This is a genomic window from Saccharothrix deserti, from assembly GCF_009769385.1.
GTDB classification, from domain to species: domain Bacteria; phylum Actinomycetota; class Actinomycetes; order Mycobacteriales; family Pseudonocardiaceae; genus Actinosynnema; species Actinosynnema deserti.
Genome location: NZ_ML775961.1, coordinates 16,501 through 33,050 on the forward strand (window position 1 = coordinate 16,501; position 16,550 = coordinate 33,050).

The 16,550-nt window shown below is 68.4% G+C and carries 18 protein-coding genes and 1 pseudogene; 8 read left to right on the forward strand and 11 right to left on the reverse strand.

Annotated features, from left to right (window positions below):
• Nucleotides 1–14 precede the first annotated feature (14 nt).
• On the reverse strand, nt 15–1,751 hold the full coding sequence (locus FM051_RS04890) for a DUF6055 domain-containing protein (RefSeq protein ID WP_202918683.1): 1,737 nt from the start codon (nt 1,749–1,751) through the stop codon (nt 15–17).
• A 71-nt stretch (nt 1,752–1,822) separates the two neighbouring features.
• On the opposite strand from FM051_RS04890, the gene FM051_RS04895 reads away from it, so the two are divergent.
• Entirely contained in the window at nt 1,823–2,050 is a 228-nt protein-coding gene (locus FM051_RS04895) for a hypothetical protein (protein ID WP_158841121.1), read from the forward strand.
• A 24-nt stretch (nt 2,051–2,074) separates the two neighbouring features.
• Here FM051_RS04895 and FM051_RS51510 read toward each other — a convergent pair.
• A pseudogene (locus FM051_RS51510) lies at nt 2,075–2,284 on the reverse strand (IS5/IS1182 family transposase); the annotation flags it as partial.
• Between the two features lie 243 nt (nt 2,285–2,527).
• On the opposite strand from FM051_RS51510, the gene FM051_RS04900 reads away from it, so the two are divergent.
• A complete protein-coding gene (locus FM051_RS04900; protein WP_158841123.1) occupies nt 2,528–2,737 on the forward strand; it encodes a hypothetical protein in 210 nt (69 codons plus the stop codon).
• Nucleotides 2,738–3,262: 525 nt separating this feature from the next.
• On the forward strand, nt 3,263–4,321 hold the full coding sequence (locus tag FM051_RS04905; protein ID WP_158841124.1) for an RDD family protein: 1,059 nt from the start codon (nt 3,263–3,265) through the stop codon (nt 4,319–4,321).
• A gap of 303 nt (nt 4,322–4,624) precedes the next feature.
• Here FM051_RS04905 and FM051_RS04910 read toward each other — a convergent pair whose 3' ends face one another.
• Together FM051_RS04910 and FM051_RS04915 are read right to left on the reverse strand one after the other, a co-directional pair.
• Nucleotides 4,625–5,218, reverse strand: coding sequence for a GNAT family N-acetyltransferase (locus FM051_RS04910; protein ID WP_158841126.1), 594 nt, complete (start codon nt 5,216–5,218; stop codon nt 4,625–4,627).
• Nucleotides 5,215–6,549 (reverse strand): NsdA family TPR-like regulatory protein, encoded by a 1,335-nt coding sequence (locus FM051_RS04915; RefSeq protein ID WP_202918684.1) that lies wholly within the window; start codon nt 6,547–6,549, stop codon nt 5,215–5,217. The genes FM051_RS04910 and FM051_RS04915 overlap by 4 nt, the downstream gene beginning before the upstream one ends.
• A gap of 92 nt (nt 6,550–6,641) precedes the next feature.
• Here FM051_RS04915 and FM051_RS04920 point away from each other — a divergent pair, with 92 nt between their 5' ends.
• From FM051_RS04920 to FM051_RS04930, 3 genes are read left to right on the forward strand one after another with little or no spacing between them, the layout of a single operon-like run.
• Nucleotides 6,642–6,980: a hypothetical protein gene (locus FM051_RS04920; RefSeq protein WP_158841128.1), complete on the forward strand. Its 339-nt coding sequence runs from the start codon at nt 6,642–6,644 to the stop codon at nt 6,978–6,980.
• Nucleotides 6,949–7,290: a hypothetical protein gene (locus FM051_RS04925; protein ID WP_158841130.1), complete on the forward strand. Its 342-nt coding sequence runs from the start codon at nt 6,949–6,951 to the stop codon at nt 7,288–7,290. The genes FM051_RS04920 and FM051_RS04925 overlap by 32 nt, the downstream gene beginning before the upstream one ends.
• Entirely contained in the window at nt 7,280–7,834 is a 555-nt protein-coding gene (locus tag FM051_RS04930; RefSeq protein WP_158841132.1) for a hypothetical protein, read from the forward strand. The genes FM051_RS04925 and FM051_RS04930 overlap by 11 nt, the downstream gene beginning before the upstream one ends.
• Nucleotides 7,835–7,929: 95 nt before the next feature.
• Here the strand turns inward: FM051_RS04930 and FM051_RS04935 are convergent, their stop codons facing one another.
• The 6 genes from FM051_RS04935 to FM051_RS04960 all read right to left on the reverse strand — a co-directional run bounded on the left by FM051_RS04935 (nt 7,930) and on the right by FM051_RS04960 (nt 13,235).
• The gene (locus tag FM051_RS04935; protein ID WP_158841134.1) at nt 7,930–8,373 is read right to left on the reverse strand and encodes a PRC-barrel domain containing protein; all 444 of its coding nucleotides are present in this window, start codon (nt 8,371–8,373) and stop codon (nt 7,930–7,932) included.
• A 104-nt stretch (nt 8,374–8,477) separates the two neighbouring features.
• Nucleotides 8,478–9,200: a hypothetical protein gene (locus tag FM051_RS04940; protein WP_158841136.1), complete on the reverse strand. Its 723-nt coding sequence runs from the start codon at nt 9,198–9,200 to the stop codon at nt 8,478–8,480.
• A 113-nt stretch (nt 9,201–9,313) separates the two neighbouring features.
• A complete protein-coding gene (locus tag FM051_RS04945) occupies nt 9,314–9,949 on the reverse strand; it encodes an NUDIX hydrolase (protein WP_158841138.1) in 636 nt (211 codons plus the stop codon).
• Between the two features lie 19 nt (nt 9,950–9,968).
• The gene (locus FM051_RS04950; RefSeq protein WP_238412139.1) at nt 9,969–11,204 is read right to left on the reverse strand and encodes an adenylosuccinate synthetase; all 1,236 of its coding nucleotides are present in this window, start codon (nt 11,202–11,204) and stop codon (nt 9,969–9,971) included.
• A gap of 11 nt (nt 11,205–11,215) precedes the next feature.
• On the reverse strand, nt 11,216–12,232 hold the full coding sequence (locus FM051_RS04955) for a hypothetical protein (protein ID WP_158841140.1): 1,017 nt from the start codon (nt 12,230–12,232) through the stop codon (nt 11,216–11,218).
• A 1-nt stretch (nt 12,233) separates the two neighbouring features.
• Nucleotides 12,234–13,235: a protein kinase family protein gene (locus FM051_RS04960; RefSeq protein ID WP_158841142.1), complete on the reverse strand. Its 1,002-nt coding sequence runs from the start codon at nt 13,233–13,235 to the stop codon at nt 12,234–12,236.
• Nucleotides 13,236–13,446: 211 nt separating this feature from the next.
• On the opposite strand from FM051_RS04960, the gene FM051_RS04965 reads away from it, so the two are divergent.
• Nucleotides 13,447–15,069 (forward strand): TlrC/CarA/OleB/SrmB family ABC-F type ribosomal protection protein, encoded by a 1,623-nt coding sequence (locus FM051_RS04965; protein WP_158841144.1) that lies wholly within the window; start codon nt 13,447–13,449, stop codon nt 15,067–15,069.
• Here the strand turns inward: FM051_RS04965 and FM051_RS04970 are convergent, their stop codons facing one another.
• A complete protein-coding gene (locus FM051_RS04970; protein ID WP_158841146.1) occupies nt 15,070–15,609 on the reverse strand; it encodes an MFS transporter in 540 nt (179 codons plus the stop codon). It abuts the gene before it with no gap.
• A 183-nt stretch (nt 15,610–15,792) separates the two neighbouring features.
• Between FM051_RS04970 and FM051_RS04975 the strand changes: the two genes are divergently transcribed.
• On the forward strand, nt 15,793–16,548 hold the full coding sequence (locus FM051_RS04975; protein ID WP_158841148.1) for a GNAT family N-acetyltransferase: 756 nt from the start codon (nt 15,793–15,795) through the stop codon (nt 16,546–16,548).
• Nucleotides 16,549–16,550 lie beyond the last annotated feature (2 nt).

Here is a 16,550-nt window from a genome sequence, read left to right on the forward strand (position 1 = left end):
CACACCCCCACGCGTCAGCTCAGCGCCAGGTCCGCGGTCGGGAACGTGCCGTGCGACGGGTTGACGTCCGCCTCACCGCCCCGGCCGTCGCACCCGCGTGACGGGTTGAACGCCAGGTAGGTGCCCGACCCGCAGGCGATGGCGAACTCGGCGTCGCCGCCCACGACGATGCTGCCGGACAGGTTCGCACCGTCCTGGATCAGGGCGTTGTCCTTCACCACGGCGTTGCCGCCGACCACGCCGCCGTTGACCCAGCCGAGGCCCTCGATGCGGGCGTTGCCGGTGACGGTGGCCCGGCCGTACACGGCGGCCTTCGGACCGACGTACGCGGTGCTCGCGACGTTGGCCGAGCCGGCAACCCAGCCGCCGCCGTTGGAGTGCCAGCGCCCGCCGCCGGTCGGGGCGGGCTTGACGTGCCCCGGCTCGAACCCGGACGGGGTCGCGCCGGAAACCCGGAACTCGTAGGGGAAGCGACGCGCCTTGTCGTAGCCGTCGAGGAACGCGTAGTGCGGCACGGCCGACGGTGTGCCCGTCACCACCAGCCACACCTCGCGCTCGCCGGACTGGAGCTGGAAGGTGATCTGCCCGTCGGTCCCGACCGTCAGCGGCGAGTAGCGCGGCGTCCCGTTGCGCACGGCCACCAGGCCGAACGCCCAGCCGGTCGCGCCGGTCTCGGCGTGCCCCTTCACGCGCACCTTCACCAGCGCGCCGTCGCTCGCCGCGACCATCTTGATCTTGTTGAAGCCGTAGTCCGACGGCGCGGCGCGGGTGTTCATCCGGAAGTGCCCGGCGCCCGCGTCGACCGCCTCGACGTTGCCGCCGTTGTAGGCGTGCAGGAACCCGCCGCCGTAGACGTTGTTGATGAAGGGCATCAGGGTGGACCGGTTGCCGAAGTCCCAGGTGACGTTGCGCGTGGCGTACTCGCCGATGCGGCGGTTCAGCTCGGCCTGGGTGATGCCGGCGAGGCGCCGGTACACCTCCAGCGGGTGCTCGTTGTTCCTGGCCTCGTTCCACATGCGGTTGAACATCGCCAGGCCGTCGCGGTCCTTGATGTACTGCATGAGCATCCAGTTGCCGTAGTGGTGCCGGCTGGAGCTCCAGTACAGGTTCTCCGACCGCAGCCACCGGGTGAGGTCGCCCGCGGCCGTCGTCGGCAGCGCCTGCATCGCCATGAACTCGGCGCCGGTCTCCCAGAACGTGCCCGCGTACGGCGCGGTGAACCCGTAGCCCGATCGACCCATGAACGTGTAGTTCTGGAAGACGTGGCCCAGTTCGTGGGCCAGTCCCCACGAGCCGGGCTGGGCCGCCGCAGGCGCGATGTTGATGATGCCCACCCGGCCGTCGACCGACCCACCCGTCGCCCAGGCGTCGAGGGCCGTCCGGTTCCACGTCCTGGTGACGATGACGATGATCTTGTGCTGGGCGAGCAGCCCCGTCTCCGGCGTGAACTGCATGGTGTTCACGTAGAAGCTGTAGAGGTTCTCCAGCTGGTTGAGGATGTTGTTGGGGTCGAAGTTGTACGGGGACGGCGCCGAAACCGGGTTCGTGCCGGATTTCTCGCCCCACAACAGGATGAAGTTCGCCGACTCCCTCGTCCGGTCCTGGGACCACGGGACCTCGCCGGTCTGGGTCCACCTGGCCGGGATGTACACGGACTTCGCCGCGGCTGCCGCCGGGGACTGCGACACCAAGGCCGCGGCGACCAGGGCGAGCGCCGCCGCCGTCCGCCCCGCTCTGCTGAACAAACGCACCGTGGGAACACCTTCCTTTCGCGGAATGGAAAGGAATCCGGGCACGGCGAAAAGGCGGCGGTCCCTCCGACGTGGACGCGGTGGCGGTGTATCAAGAACGTACGTCCTACCCGGAAACCTGTGACCTGGCCCACCATGGCGTACGAAAAGCTTTTCGGCAAGGCCGGCAGGTGCGTCACCACGGCGCGTTCACCTACGTCGCCGGCGAACTCGCCGACGGCACCACCCTGCCACTGCTCCTGCCACTGCTGCGGTTGCGCTCCAACGGATCCGCACGTGGGTCGCCTGATGCGACGTGACGAGCCAGTGCGTCGCTGCTGAATGATGACCTCGTCGAGGTAGCGGTAGCCGGTGGCGCGGGAGATGCCGTGATCGCGCGCCGGCGCGGCGATGTCGGTGTTCTGGCGGAACCAGCGCAGGCCCAGCACCGCTTGTCCGTAGCAGGTCGGCGCCCTGGTCCCCTTCCGAGTGCCGCGGTCGCGGCGTTCCGTGTAGAGCAGCCGGCGAAGGTATCGGGCAAGTTCGCGGGGCACGTCGAGTGTGGCGCGCTACGTGATCACGGGGTGCCTTCTGGTTCGGACTTGATCTTCGTAAATCCAGTCCTGCCAGGGGCTCCCCGCCTTCATCTCCCAGGTTCATCAGCCCGTCGGAGCGCCTGTATGAGCGTTCCCGTGAACACCATCAGGCATTCGACACCGGAATCGCCGTTGGTGAGATCACATCAATGGAGTGCTTTTAGTCGAGTCGGGTGTGGACGTCAACTCCAGGATCCCAACTTGAAATACTTGGTCGGGAAGAAGTGGCGGGACGGTGCGACCAAGGGTCAGCTCGGCCTCAACCAGGTTTGCGACAGTGTCAACTGTGTTGCGTCAAAGCTGCAACCGGATCGCGTCCGTCAACCGGCTCTCGCTGATTTTTTGCTGGGCGACATAGTCGTTTACCTGATTGGTATCGCGTTATCGCGGCTGCCGTTCATCGTGGACTAGGGTCGTATGGCCCTAGTCCGGGTACCTGCGCAGGCGAACGATGGAAGTTCGGCAGTGCGCTCGCACGAGCGAGGTGCCAGAGTGCCGACAACTCGATCACTGCGGATCTCGTCGCGCCACGCCGTCGCTCTGGCCGCAAGACCGTCCGCTTCACCGATCGACAGGCCTCGACCGGTTCGTACGGACGGCCACTTTCTCCAGGGAGGCGTCGTCCGGACGCGGCGGGCGCCACTGTTACAAGCACCCATCCAGGGAGGTGCTGTCATGTTCTGCGCCAGTTGTGGCACTGCGCTCATCGCTCCGGCACGGTTCTGCTCCTTCTGTGGTCAGCAGGCACCACCCGTGGAAGGTGCGCACCACGCACCCACTGACGACGTGCCGTCAGACCTGCCCACGGCGACCCCCTCGACTGGTCCACCACCGGCAGGAGCCAGGACCGATCCGGAACTTCGGCACACGGGCGACATGTGCCCCTCCTGCGGAAGCCGCACCGGCGCCAACCCAACCTGCCTGATGTGCGGTCAGGTGCTCGGTCTGCCCACTGGTGTGCGGCTTTCCGGCCCTGGCAAGCGGCTGCTGGCGTACCTGCTGGAAGGGCTGCTGTTCCTCGTGACGCTCGGCATCGGGTGGATTGTGTGGGCTCTCATCGCGTGGGCGCGGGGAACCACACCGGCGAAGCAGCTGATGCGGATGACGGTGATCTGGACCGCGAACCGGCGTGCGGCGTCGTGGGGCCGGATGTTCCTGCGGGAGGCCGCGGGGCGTGGGCTCGTGGTTCCAGTGATCAGCTTTTTGACGTTCGGAGTGGGCTGGATCGTCGCGACGTGCATGGTCTTCAGTGACACGCGGCAGACGCTGTGGGACCGGCTGGCGTCGACTCTGGTCGTGGACGGGTATGCCGATATCCCGCCGGAGAACCTGCCTGCGGAGCAGGGCTTCGACGGCGCGTCCTACACCCGCAAGGACCGCAAACTCGCGCTCGCCGGAGCCGGAGCCCTGGTCGTCCTGCTCTTGGCCGGAATCGTCATCGTGCCGGGCCTGTTCGCCGGCAAGCCGACCGCCCCGCTCGGCGTGGGGGCGGATCCGGGCATCACGTCGGATTATCCCACCCGAACCAGCTTTCCATCCGACACGACGACCTCCGAGGAATTCATGACGACCACGTTGTCGGCTTCGCCGAGTGAGGTGGTGAGCCTCGCGCCCGCGGCCCAGACACACCCAACCGCGCAGGCGGCCGCGACCGTGTTCGGCACCTACTTCACCAGCATCAACCAAGGCGACACCGATGCGGCATGGGCGCTGCACACCGCCAACCAGAAGGCGCGCATCGGCGACAAGGCAACCTGGGTGCGGGGAATCGAGCAGACTTACGACACCGATGTGGTCATCTACGACATGCAGGAGGCGTCCGACCACACCGTGCAGGCGTGGGTGACCTTCACCAGCTATCAGCCATCGCAGTACGGCCCCAGCGGGGACACCTGCAACCGCTGGGATCTGCTGTACACGCTAGTGCCCAACGGCACCGCCTACCTCATCGATAAGGCGACGCCGCGTAACGGGAGCGGACACACCACGTGCTGACAGGACGAGCATGCTTGGAGGCGGCTACGACGGCGCGGGCATCGGCGTGTTCACACCGGTCAAGCGGCCCGCCGGCGGTCAGGTACTCGACGTCGACACTTGCACCCGCAACGCCCTGCTGCGCCGCCCGCGCTGTCTCGGTGAACGCGGATTCGCGATGCTGACCGGCCGCTGGCGCGCACTGCGGCACTTCACCACCAGCCCGCAGGATCGGCGACATCGTCAAAGCCGCCCTCACGCTCACCCATTTCGAACACGGACGGCTCGCATGAAAGTCGCTGAGATCACGTCACTGCATCTGAATTAACGACTCGGGACATCAACGCCCCTCGGCCACTCGTGTTCGAGAATCGCGTACAACTTGCTGTCCCGCCATGCCCCATTGGTGAACACGTGATCGCGAATGCGTCCTTCGTGCACCATGCCCAACTTTTCCGCCACGCGAATGGAAGCCAGGTTGTCCGGGCCGATCGCCGAACTGATGCGGTGCAACTTCAGAGCCGTGAAACCGAAACCCACGAGACTCCGCGCGGCATCGGTAGCCAAGCCGCGTCCGTGCAAATCGTACCGGATGGCATACCCCAGCTTGGCCGCGCGAACACCGTTCAACCCGAGTCGCGCGAACCCGGCGAACACATTGGAATCCCGTTCGGTCACAGCCAAGTAGTACTCACTGCGCGGCACCATTTGCGCTCTCGCCAGCACTCCCAGCAGGGCGTCTTCCTGTCGAGCGCGTGTCATCACATCGAACGAAAGCCACCGGGTCACCCTCTCGTCCCCGACGATGGTCATCGTCTCGTCGAGATCGTCGATCGTGAAATCGCGCAACACGACCGCACGACCTTCGATCCTCATTGGTTCGGCCATGGTCGGGTCATCATCCCTGTGTGCGGTCATCGGGGCAGTGCCGCCAGTGGCTGACGAGAATAAAGCTCAAGCTGCTCCTGCAGGCCGGCCCTTGCGTGACCATCCCGAATGGACCTGGTCAGGACTCGGTGCACCCGTTTGGCGGAGGTGACGATGCCGTGGATGCGCAATGCCGGGGGCAGTTGGAACACGGGCGTCAAGGCGTCTTCCGCGCCTTCGACGTCGCCCAACGAAATCCGCGCAATAGCGAGATCCGTTCTTGCTCCCGCCTCGTCGCTGAACGCGCGTTCGTGTGCTGGAGCAGTCTCGTACGCCTCGATGGCCTCGACTGCGGCCCGCTCGCCCGCCGCCGCATCCTTGTCGCTGTTCCAGGCCAACGTGTCCGCTGCGTAGTAGAGTTGGCGCGGAACCGAGAACGTGCAAATACCGCCAAACTCATCGAGTTCGTCCGGATGCGCATGATCACGAAGCTCGGTGGCCGCAGTGATCGCTTGGCGGGATTTCTCGGTGTTCCCCAATGTCGCCCAAGCGCGCGCTTCGGAGATGGCCAGCCAAATTGCGGACGTGTTGGAGTTCCGTTGGTCGGACTCGCCTGTTCGGCTGGCGTATCGAATGGCATCCATCGGTCGCCCGGCCCAATAGGAGATGAGCGACTGGAGACCGCCGACGAAAGCTCGCAATCCGTGGTGGTCGGCATTCTCGGCGCATACGAACGCCGTGCGCGCGTGTGTCATGGCGTCGTGCGAAGCACCATGATCGTGGCTGGCTTTGGCCATCAAGCCGGAGGTGACGCCGGCGAGAAAATAGAGCTGTCGACTTTCGTTCGGCTTTTGTCGGCCTTCCAGCAACGAAAAGGCCCGCTCCTGAACGGCGACGAGATCACCGAGGATGGAACTGAGTGGCGCCTGCGTGTAGGTGGATGCCACTGCCTTGACGTCTTCGTACAACTGCTCGAGAGTCTGAGGTCCGACGTTCGAACCTTCGGTGCTGGCCAGAAAATTTCGCGCTCGATCCGCTGACATGGAGATGAGCCGGCCTTCCGTTTGAGGAGTCCCGTTCGCAGGGTGGGTGGACCTTGGACTGTCGAACGTCATCGTCGTCTGGACGGCCTCCAGTTCACTGGCGAGTGGTGGAGGGGCGAACAATTCGGCTGCCGTGCGACCGAACATCGACTCGAGACCTTGCTGCGCGGCCGGGTAGGGAAGCGTCTTGACTTCTCCGGCCAGCCATCGGAATGCCTGGCGCTCGTTGAGAGGCAAGCCGGTTACTTCCTCGAACTTGGCTCGGAACTTGTCCACTGTCATGAAGCTCTGTGCCACAAGTTGGGCCAGATAGGTCCTGGGTAGGTCGGCCTCGCCCATGTTCGCTCCCCTCGCGTCCTACACACCCAACGATACGAACGAGCCGTTCTCGGTGGGAGTGCCCTGCCCAAGAAGGCAGTAGAAGTCAGGCGATGACACGCGTGCGCCATACCGCTGTCACCGCCCCTCCGGCCAAGGTCAGTACAGCACGGTCGGCTCGATGGGGCGTCGAACTCAGGAGAGCCGAAGTCGGAAATTCGTCCGGGGTGGTGATGGTCGTGGTGTGGAGTGAGCTTGCGAGTGATTTCGGCGGGGTCGTGCTGTTCCTGGTGTGGCTCGTGATCCCTCTGCTCTACCTCGTCGTCATCGGCCGGCGGTACGTCCGGCAAAGCCGGGAGAGCGCTCGGGCAGCGGTGTGGGCGCGTGACGAGGTGTGTCAGATCCGCGAGGAACAGAGGGATGGATGTCATGACGATGACGCTGGTGAGTGACGGCGACCGGGGTGAGGGTGGGGAGAAGCCCGTTTCGTTGTTCGAGGACCCGAAGATCGTCACCGAGGTTCAGGAGTTCGTGGACGATCAGGCACCGCGTCTGTTCGCGGTGGTGCAGGAGACGTTCGACCCCGAAGACCTGAAGATCGTCGCGTGGGGGATGACCACCGAGAAGGGCGCTGAGGTGGTCTCGGTTCATGGTGGGATGCACATGAGCGTCCAGTCGGCGGAGAACGCGCTGATCTTCTTCCGGGCCGGTGGACGTGCGGTTCCCCGGGTGTTCTGGGTCGGGGGCCGGGATGGGGAGTAACGGTCTGGAGACTGCGCTGGAGTGCGTGGCGCGGGGGTGGCCGGTGCTGCCGGGTGCGCTGTGGGTCGGTGACACCTACGTGGATCCGGTGACGAACTTCGACGGTGATTCGCTCGCGCTGTGTTCCGTGGACAGGGCGGTGCTGGACCCGGACGAGGTGCGGCGCATGTGGCCGGTGCTGGGGGAGGGCGTGACGCGTTCGGCGTTGGCTGTCCTCGGGACGATCGTTGCGGTCGCGGTGGAGCCGGAGCGGGCGCGGCGGGTGGTCGAGTCGGAGCGGTTTCGGGCGTCGCCTACGCCTGTGGTGATGATGCCCGTTCCGTTGGTCGGTCTGATGATCGAGCACGCGGTGTTCGTGCTGTCGTCGTCGGACGGGTTGGACGACGAGTTGGTCTTTCCGCCGAACGCCACGCTGCCGCTGCCACCCGCTGTGGTCGAGGGATACGAGGTGCGGTGGCTCGTGCCGCCGGCCAGGTGCGACGGGTTGATGGCCGGTCAGGAGTTGGTGCGATTCCTGGCGGGGGAAGCGACCGGTCGCAATTAGGCCGAAGGTGGCGGATACGGCGTGAACCTCGCGCTCAGAATGATCCGTCGGTCTGAGCGCGAGGTTCGCCGTGCGGCGGGACGCGGTCGGTCAAGCTAGGCCGGCGGCGAATTGCGGTAACTCTCGGTGTAGTAGTTGCCGAGGCGTTGTCGGTAATCGCTCGCGTCGAAGCCGTCCGGGTCGTACTCGGGGGCGTGCTGCACCTGTTCCTTGGTGCGGTCGACGTAGACCTTCTTCGCGTCGTGGTCCACCTTCGCGACGGCCCCCACCGGCAGCACGACCTTGAGGGGGGACAGCCACGTGCCTGCGTCGACGAGCAGGCAGTCGGCGGGCACCCGCGCGTTGGACTGGTCGATCTCGCCGATCGGGCCGTCGATCGCCTCCACCTCGTACCCGAGCAGGCCGATGTCCGGTCGGTGGCGGCGCTCGGCGGACTCGGTCGCCTCGGCGGCCTCGGGGGAGTCGGTGTCGTGCTTGTCGAGCAGTTCCGCCACGTTGCGCCACACCCACGGGACGAACGGGAAGGGGAACGGCTGCATCTCGGCCTCCTTGGTCGGTGGACAACCCTGGAGTACCCGATCGGGACGGCGACCCGACGGCTCTGGTGGTTCGGCGTGCTCTATTACTTCAGTGTTGACTGAAATCAACTCAACCGGGCGTAAACCGCCGAAAGAGCGCGGTGGACGTCGGTGGAAACCACCTGCTGGAGGTCGGGCGGGTCGTTGGGGTTGGTCGCGATGTCGATCGCGAGCGAGATGACCGTGCGCCCGACCCGGTAGGTGTGGCGGGCGATCGTGCCGTTGGCGTTCTGCGGCCCGGAGCCCACGTCGGCCATGACCTGGTACAGGGCGTACGCCTCGAAGCCCTGGGTGCCGACGCCTTCGGTCGTGGTGGACGCGAGGGCGACCGTGAAGCGGGGGTCGGCCTCCTTCTGGCCCTGCTCGAACTCGGCCCGGAGGCATTCGACGTAGGGCGCCGACTTGCGCGTCTCGACCCACTCGGTCGCGGTGGCCTCGTCGGGGAAGACGGCGGCGTTGGAGCCGACGTACCAGGTGGCGTTCTCGGCCTGGAAGACGGCGCCGGTGCGGCGGGCGTCCAGCGGCAGTGCGTCGGCGACCGTTCCCTCGGCGCAACTCCCGTCGCCGAACCCCTCGGCTGCCTTGGCCTCGGTGTGCACGGTCCACCTGTCGCCGATGTCGGCCTGGGTGATCGTCGCCTTGTCGGCGAGCTCGGTGGTGGCGGCGTCGACCGGTTGGGTGGCGGTGGTGGTCGACGCCGGTTCGGGTGGCTGCTGTGGGGGTGCGGTCTGACTGCTGCACCCCGTCGCCACGATTACCGCCAGGAGCAAGGCTGGGCCTGACTTCATACCGCACCACCGCCATTCGGGTTACATCCTTATCGCCCGAACGGTCGTATCCGTGACAGACCGCCCTGGTGGGAAGTGACGGGAGGTGCCGGTGTCGATGGGGTGAGACGGCGTTACGTCACCCAGCGCCAGACGGACGGTGGTCGGCCGCCCTGGGGCAGGGCGGCGGCGTGGTGGGCGGTGCGTTCGAGGCCGGGGAGGCGTTCCATGGTGCGGCCGAGGTTGGCGGGGTAGGGGCGTTCGCCGGTCAGGGATTCGGTGACGTCGAGGGCTTGGGCGGTGGTGAACTCGCGGCCCAGGAGCCCGGCGGTGAACGTGGTGTCCCGCCAGAGGTGGCCGGCCAGGATGGGGCGGCAGTCGTCGACGATGCGGTTGTGGTCGAAGGCCAGCGGGGGCACGTCGGCCAGTGGGGTCCAGGTGGGGCCGCCGCCGGTCAGGTGGGTGGGGTCGATGGTGGCCCAGAGGGCGATGGAGAGGGTCGGGCCGCGCGGGTCTCGGGACGGTTCGTCGAACGTGGTGAGTTGGCCGGAGGCGGAGATCGCGGTTTCGGGGATGCCGAGTTTGTCGGTGACGGCCCGGTGTGCGGCGTCACGGAGGCGTTCGCCTTTGCCGAGCAGGACGCCGGGCAGGGCGAGTTCGCCCGCGAACGGTTCGTGGGCGCGGGGTGCGATGCCCAGGAGCACGGCGCGCGTGGTCGGGTCGAAGCGCAGGGCCAGCACGTCCACCGACACCAGGGTCGACTCGATCATGGTCCAATTGTCCCGCATTTCAGGGGTGGACCGGTGTCCGCACCGCGTAGTCCGCCCGGTCGGGGCCGGCGCCGGTGACGAGGACCGGGACGCCCAGTTGGTCTTCCAGCCACGCGATCGGGTCCGGCAGGTCGGTGAGGACCGGTGTGCGGTGGTTCAGGAACTCGGTGAGGTTCGTCGTCGGCAGGGGAGCGTCGTAGGTGGTGGCCACCTTGAGGTCGTGCGCGTCCAGGTGTGTCACCGCCAGGGCGTCCACGCCGTCGCAGGCCGCCACCGCGTAGCGCAGCAGCACGGCGTCGAGGTGGCCTGCTCGCCAGGCGCCCTGGTAGTGGCCGGTGCCGTTGTGGCGTTCGGGGAACCGTGCGAGCACCGCGTGGTCCTCGGTGGGGAGCGGTCCGGCGCCGTGGCGGGTCTGGTAGGTCCTGGTCACGCCGATCACGGTGGCGTGGCGGTGTCCCAGCAGGGTTCGGGCGTTGTCCGGGGTGACGGTGGACCACGTGGTGTGCGGGTGGAAGCCGTGGCGCTGGTCCAGCAGCACGCCTTGGGCGCCTTCGAACACGAGACGTCCGCGTTCGGCCAGGCGGCCTACCTCGTCGCCGGTCGTGACGTGGACCGCGTCCGCGAAGTCCCGGTACAGCGACACGAGGTCGTCCACCGAGGTGCCGTCGCCGATCAGGGGTTCGTAGAAGCGGGCCAGAGCGTCGAGTTTGGCGCGCAGCACGGTGGGGCGGGCGCAGTCGCCGACCGTCGGCGCGTCGCCGGGGACGCCGAGGACGCGTTGGTTCTCCACTGTGTCGCCCGGGAGCGCGTTACGGCCGGCGAGCAGGGCGTACCAGGCGGTTTCGCCGATGCCCTTGCCGCACGACCCGTGCCGGCCGTGCCCGCGAGCGTCCTCGCGGGCACGGTTGGCGGACACGTGGATCGGGGTGGTGAGCAGGGCGTCGGCGTCGATGGACACCAGCCGCAGTGGGTCGGCGACGCCGAGGGTTTCCAGTTCGCGGGACTCGCGGGCCAGTGCGATCGGTTCGACCAGCACGTGTCGGGAGAGGTGGGTCGGCACGCCCGCGAGCGTGCCGGACCCGAACTGGCTGAACGTGTGGTGCCGGTCGTCGACGACGACGTTGTGGGCGGCCTGCGCGCCGCCGTTGAACCGGATCACCGACGTGACCGGGCCGTCGTGGCACAGCGCGTCGACCACCGCACCTTTGCCCTCGTCGCCGAATCCCAGGCCCACGACGATGATGTGCCCGTCCACGCCGACCCCTCTCAGTTCAGCGTGACGTCGTCGGGGCCGTCGAGCTGCGGGGGAGTGGGTGAGGCGGCGAGGGCCTTCCCTTCCGCGTGGGCCTTCCCGGCCACGTGGGCCGGCCCGCCCGCGTGGACCAGCGCTTTGCCGACCGCCTCGCTCTCCGCCGCCGACCCGATCTCGGCCAGGTCGACCACGGCCTGGTCGAGGTCGACGACCCGTTCCTCCATCCCGATCGTGGCCGCGATCAGTTCGCACACCGCGCCGGGGTCGTCCAGCTTGAGGAAGTTCTGGCCGAGGATGTCGCGCCAGTGGTCGGCGATCTGCGGGTCGTCGTAGTAGGACGACTGCCGGGGCAGCACGAAGTAGACGTGCCACTTGCGGCTCAGCTCCCGGTACACCGACGCGGGGTCGATGTCCTCGTTGACGTCGTCGCCGATGATCCGGCGGATGTGCCGTGCCTCCAGTCGGGGCTTGTTCAGCTCGTCGCCGATCAGGAACAGGTAGCCCTTGCGCCCGCGTTTCTGCCACGCGTCGGTCACCACGTGTCGGGCGACGAAGTAGGCGGCCAGTTCGTACGACTCGCTCTTCTGCCCGCCGCCGTTGCCCTCCAGGAAGATGGTGCGCAGTTGTTCGTCCATGCGGTTGTCGGACTCGAACTGCCCGACCTGCAGCGGGACGCGGTCGCTGTCCGCGTCGCCGATGCCGCCGAACATCAGCTGCGGGTCGGTGAGGTATCCCTTGCGCTGCAAGAGGCCGTGCAGTTTGCCCAGTTTGCGTTGCATGATCTGCGGTACCCGGCCCATCGATCCGGTGACGTCGAACAGCACTGCGATCGGTGTCGAGTCGGCGTGGTCGGCGGAGTCGCGGCACTCGCGCGCCGCCACGCCCTTCGGGTCGAGCGACGGGTCGGCTTTCCACTCGGACGACGGGCGTGACCTCATCGTGGAGGTGTAGCCGAAGTCGTCCACGCCCTTGGCGGCGCGGAAGGTCTTGGCTGCGGTGTAGGCGTCGTCGTCCCACTTGCCGTGTCCCATGTCAGGCTCCTGTCGTCGGTAGCGCGAACGGGCGGAAGGTCCGTTCGCCGTAGAGCTCTTCGAGCAGTTCGTCGTACTCGGTGAGCAGGTCGACGGCGTCCGGTCGTCGGTCCGGGTCGTCCTGTGTGCACCCGCGGGCGAACGTGCGCTGTCCGGTTTCGTCGTCCGCCAGGAGTTCCAGCATCAGCGTGTGTGCCATGTGGACGTCGGTGGCGGTGGTGACCGGTCGTCCGTCGTGGACTTCCGGTGGGTAGGCGATGGTTTTGCCGGTGGCGAGGAGCCGTTCGCCGGCGGTGACCGCGAACGTCCAGCCGGCCAGCACGATTCCGTGCTGCTTCGGGTGGACCAGCACGTTGTCCGCGGTGATCGCGCCGTGTACGAGGCCGATCCGGTGTGCGCCGGCGATCGCTCGCAGCAGTCTGCGGTGCATCCAGGCGTAGTCGCGGCCGTCCAGGCCGCGTGGGAACGCCCGGCGCACGTCGGCCAGCGTCACGAATCCGTCGACCAGTGGTTCGAGGACGGTGAACGCGCGCTCGCCGCGGCGGACGTCGCCGGAGGTGTCGGTCAGGCGCGGGTAGTAGGGGCGCAGCCAGCGGTGTTGGTCGGTGAACCGGGTGAGTCGGCGCAGCGCGTCCCACTCGGCGTGCAGCAGGGGGTTGAGGGTGGGGGTGCGCACCACCTTGACCACGTGCGGGCCGTCGGTGCGGTAGACGTTGGCGACGCTGCCGACCGCGTGCCGGTCGGTGATGCGGTAGGCGGCCCGAGCGGTGCGCAGTTCGACCGACGTCCCGTTCTGCCACTCGTGGTGGAGGCGGGTCAGTTCCGCCGACGCGGCGTGTGCCCTGGTGTCGGCCGTGCCCGCCCGGTCGGGGTGCAGGACGGCGGCCAGCCCCCGGTACAGCCGCTGTGCCTCCTTTCGCCTGGTCGGGTCGAACGGGCCGAACAGGTCGGCCGCCGAGCCGGCCCGTTCGACCCGATCGAGGGCTTCGTCCCTGGTGAACATAGTTTGAGTCTAGACGACTCAAACCGCATGACGGAGTGTGTCGCCGGTCACGTGTCGCAGAAGTGGATCAGTCGGCTATGATGGACGGCGATGTTGTACTTCCTGTGATCATCGGTCCCGCGATCGCGTAGAGCCCGGCTCCGCGAACGCGACTTCTCCACACCCATCGCACCGATGACTCGGCGTTGCCCGCCGAGAACAGGAGTTCGCCTTGCGCACCGCGCAATTAGCCCTGCACAACGTCACCAAGACCTACAACGGCCACGTCGTGCTCGACGCGGTCTCGTTGACCGTCAAGCCCGGCGAGAAGGTCGGCGTGATCGGCGACAACGGTTCCGGCAAGTCCACCCTCCTCGCCGTGATCGCGGGCCGGGTGGCGGCCGACAACGGCGAGGTCACCGTGGTCGCGCCCGCCGGTATCGGCTACCTGGCCCAGACGCTGGACCTGCCGCCGCACGCCACCGTCGCCGACGCGGTCGACCTCGCGCTGGCCGACCTGCGCGACCTGGAGACCAGGATGCGCCGGGCCGAGGCCGACCTGGCCCGGACGTCCGACCTGCCGCCGCACGCCGATCTCGAGCGGTACGCGTCGCTGGTCGAGCAGTACGAGGCAAGGGGAGGTTATGAAGCCGACACGAGGGTGGACATAGCCCTGCACGGGTTGGGGCTGCCCGGTCTGGACCGGCGGCGGGCGCTGGGCACGTTGTCCGGCGGCGAGCTGTCCCGGCTCGCGCTGGCCGCCACGCTCGCGTCGTCACCCGAACTGCTGTTGCTGGACGAGCCGACCAACGACCTGGACGACCAGGCCGTGGCCTGGCTGGAGCAGCACCTGGTGCGGCACCGGGGGACCGTCGTCGCGATCACCCACGACCGGGTGTTCCTGGAGCGGGTGACCTCGACCATCGTCGAAGTCCAGAGTGGCCGCATCGGACGGTTCGGCGACGGTTACGACGGCTACCTGGCGGCCAAGGCCGCGGACCGGGCGCGTCGGCTGCGCGAGCACGAGGAGTGGCGGGCCGAGCTGGGCCGCCAGGAGCGGTTGCTGTCCTCGGCCGCGCAGCGGTTGGGCGAGATCCCCCGGAAGATGGACAAAGCGGCGTTCGGTGGCGGACCGTTCCGGGCCAGGGGACGTGCCCACGGCGCGATGAGCCGGATCCGCAACGCCAAGGAACGCCTGGCGCGGCTGACCGAGAACCCGGTCGCGCCGCCGCCGGAGCCGTTGCGGTTCTCCGGGCGGCTCGGCGGTGGCGGCGTCGTGGGGGAGTGGGCGGCCGAGCTGTCGGACGTGCGGGTCGGCGACCGGCTCCGGTTGCCGCACCTGGCCGTGCGGCTCGGTGAACGGTTGCTGGTGACCGGGCCCAACGGCGCGGGCAAGACCACGCTGCTGCGGGTGCTCAGCGGTGAGCTGCGGCCGGACTCCGGGACGGTCGACGTGCCGGGGCGGGTCGGTCACCTGCGCCAGGAGGAGGTGGCGTGGCGGCCGGAGATGACCGTGCTCCAGGCGTTCGCCGAGGGTCTGCCCGGTCACCCCGACGAGCACGCGGACCGGCTGCTGTCTCTGGGCCTGTTCGACCGCCGCGACCTGCGGACGCGGATCGGGGAGCTGTCCTACGGGCAGCGGCGGCGCACCGAACTGGCCCGGCTGGTGACCAGGCCGGTGGACCTGCTGCTGCTCGACGAGCCGACCAACCACCTGTCACCGGGCCTGGTCGAGGACCTGGACCGGGCGTTGGCCGACTACCCGGGCGCGCTGGTCGTGGTGACGCACGACCGGCGCACGCGGACCGGGTTCAGCGGCACGCGCCTGCACCTGGACCACGGCCGGATGGCGTGATCACGTGGTGGCGGCCGGGCGGTGCAGCCCGGCCGCCGCCGCCACCGCCACGCCCGCCACCACCACGAGCCCCGACCAGAACGGCGCGGTGATGCCGAACTGGCGGGCCAGCACGCCGCCGACCAGCGCGCCCAGCGCGGACCCGCCGGTGCTGAGCAGGAAGAAGGCGCTGCCGACCCGGCCGCGCAGCTCGTCGGGCACCTCGCGCTGCCGGACGGAGTGCGTGATCACGTTCCACACCACCGCGTGCACGCCGAACACCGCGAGCGTGACGAGTGCCGTGACGATCACGCCTCGGGCCAGGTTCGCCCCGACGGCCAGCTTCCGGCGGTCCAGCCGGTCCACGATCACGCCGCTGAGCAGCGAGAACAACAGCCACGGCAGCTGCTGGGCGAACACCGCGCCGGCCACCAGAGCCGGGTCGTCGGTGAGCGAGGCCAGCAGCAGCGGTCCGGCGGCCAGCGTCAAGCCGTCACCGATGTTGGACACCGCCGACGCGAACCACAGCTTGGTGAAGTCCGCTCCGAGTCCGGGCGCCATGGTGGCGGACGTTAGCGAGCCCGCCCGGGTGGGGCACCGCAATCAGCCCGGTTCAGCCGAGGGCTGATCCGCTCTGGGCGATCACGTCCGGTTCAGCATGTGAGAGGCCACGGAAACGCGTGGACAGGCGGTCGCCGCGGAACACATGATTCGGTCGATCACGAACCACCTGGGGGATCTCACATGGCTTCGCCGTTGGACAACCCGGCCTGGGCCTCGCTGACCGGCCCGCACGCCCGGTTCGCCGAACGCCACGGGCAGGCGGTGCGCTACCGGCTCGACGTGGCGCCGTTCCTGGCGCTGCCCGACCGACCGGACGAGCGGGCGTGGGCGGACATCGCCGCGTTGGCCGGACCCGGCGCGCTCGTGCCGATGAACGCGTCGCTCACGCCGCCCGCCGGGTGGGAACTGGTCGACCACATCGCCGGCGTGCAGCTCGTGGACGACGGGCTGCGGGTAGCCGAGGACCCCGAGGCCGTCCGGCTGGGACCGGCGGACGTGCCGGAGATGCTGGACCTGGTGGAGCGCACCCAGCCGGGGCCGTTCCGGCAGCGGACCGTGGAGTTGGGCACCTACCTCGGCATCCGCCGCGACGGCGCCCTGGTCGCGATGGCAGGCGAACGCCTCCACCCGCCGGGGTGGACGGAGATCAGCGCGGTGTGCACCGACCCGGCCCACCGGGGACAGGGCCTGGCCACCCGCCTGGTGCGCGCCGTGGCGGCCGGGATCCGGGCGCGCGGCGAGACGCCGATCATGCACGCCGCCGCGTCGAACACGTCCGCGATCGGGCTGTACGAGTCCCTCGGTTTCCGGCTGCGCAAGCGGACCGAGTTCATCCTGCTGCGCGTGCCCACCGAAGCCGACACCGAAGCCGACACCGAAGCCGACATCGACACCGGCACCGGCACCGGCACGACCGTGGCAGGCGCACGTCCCTGACG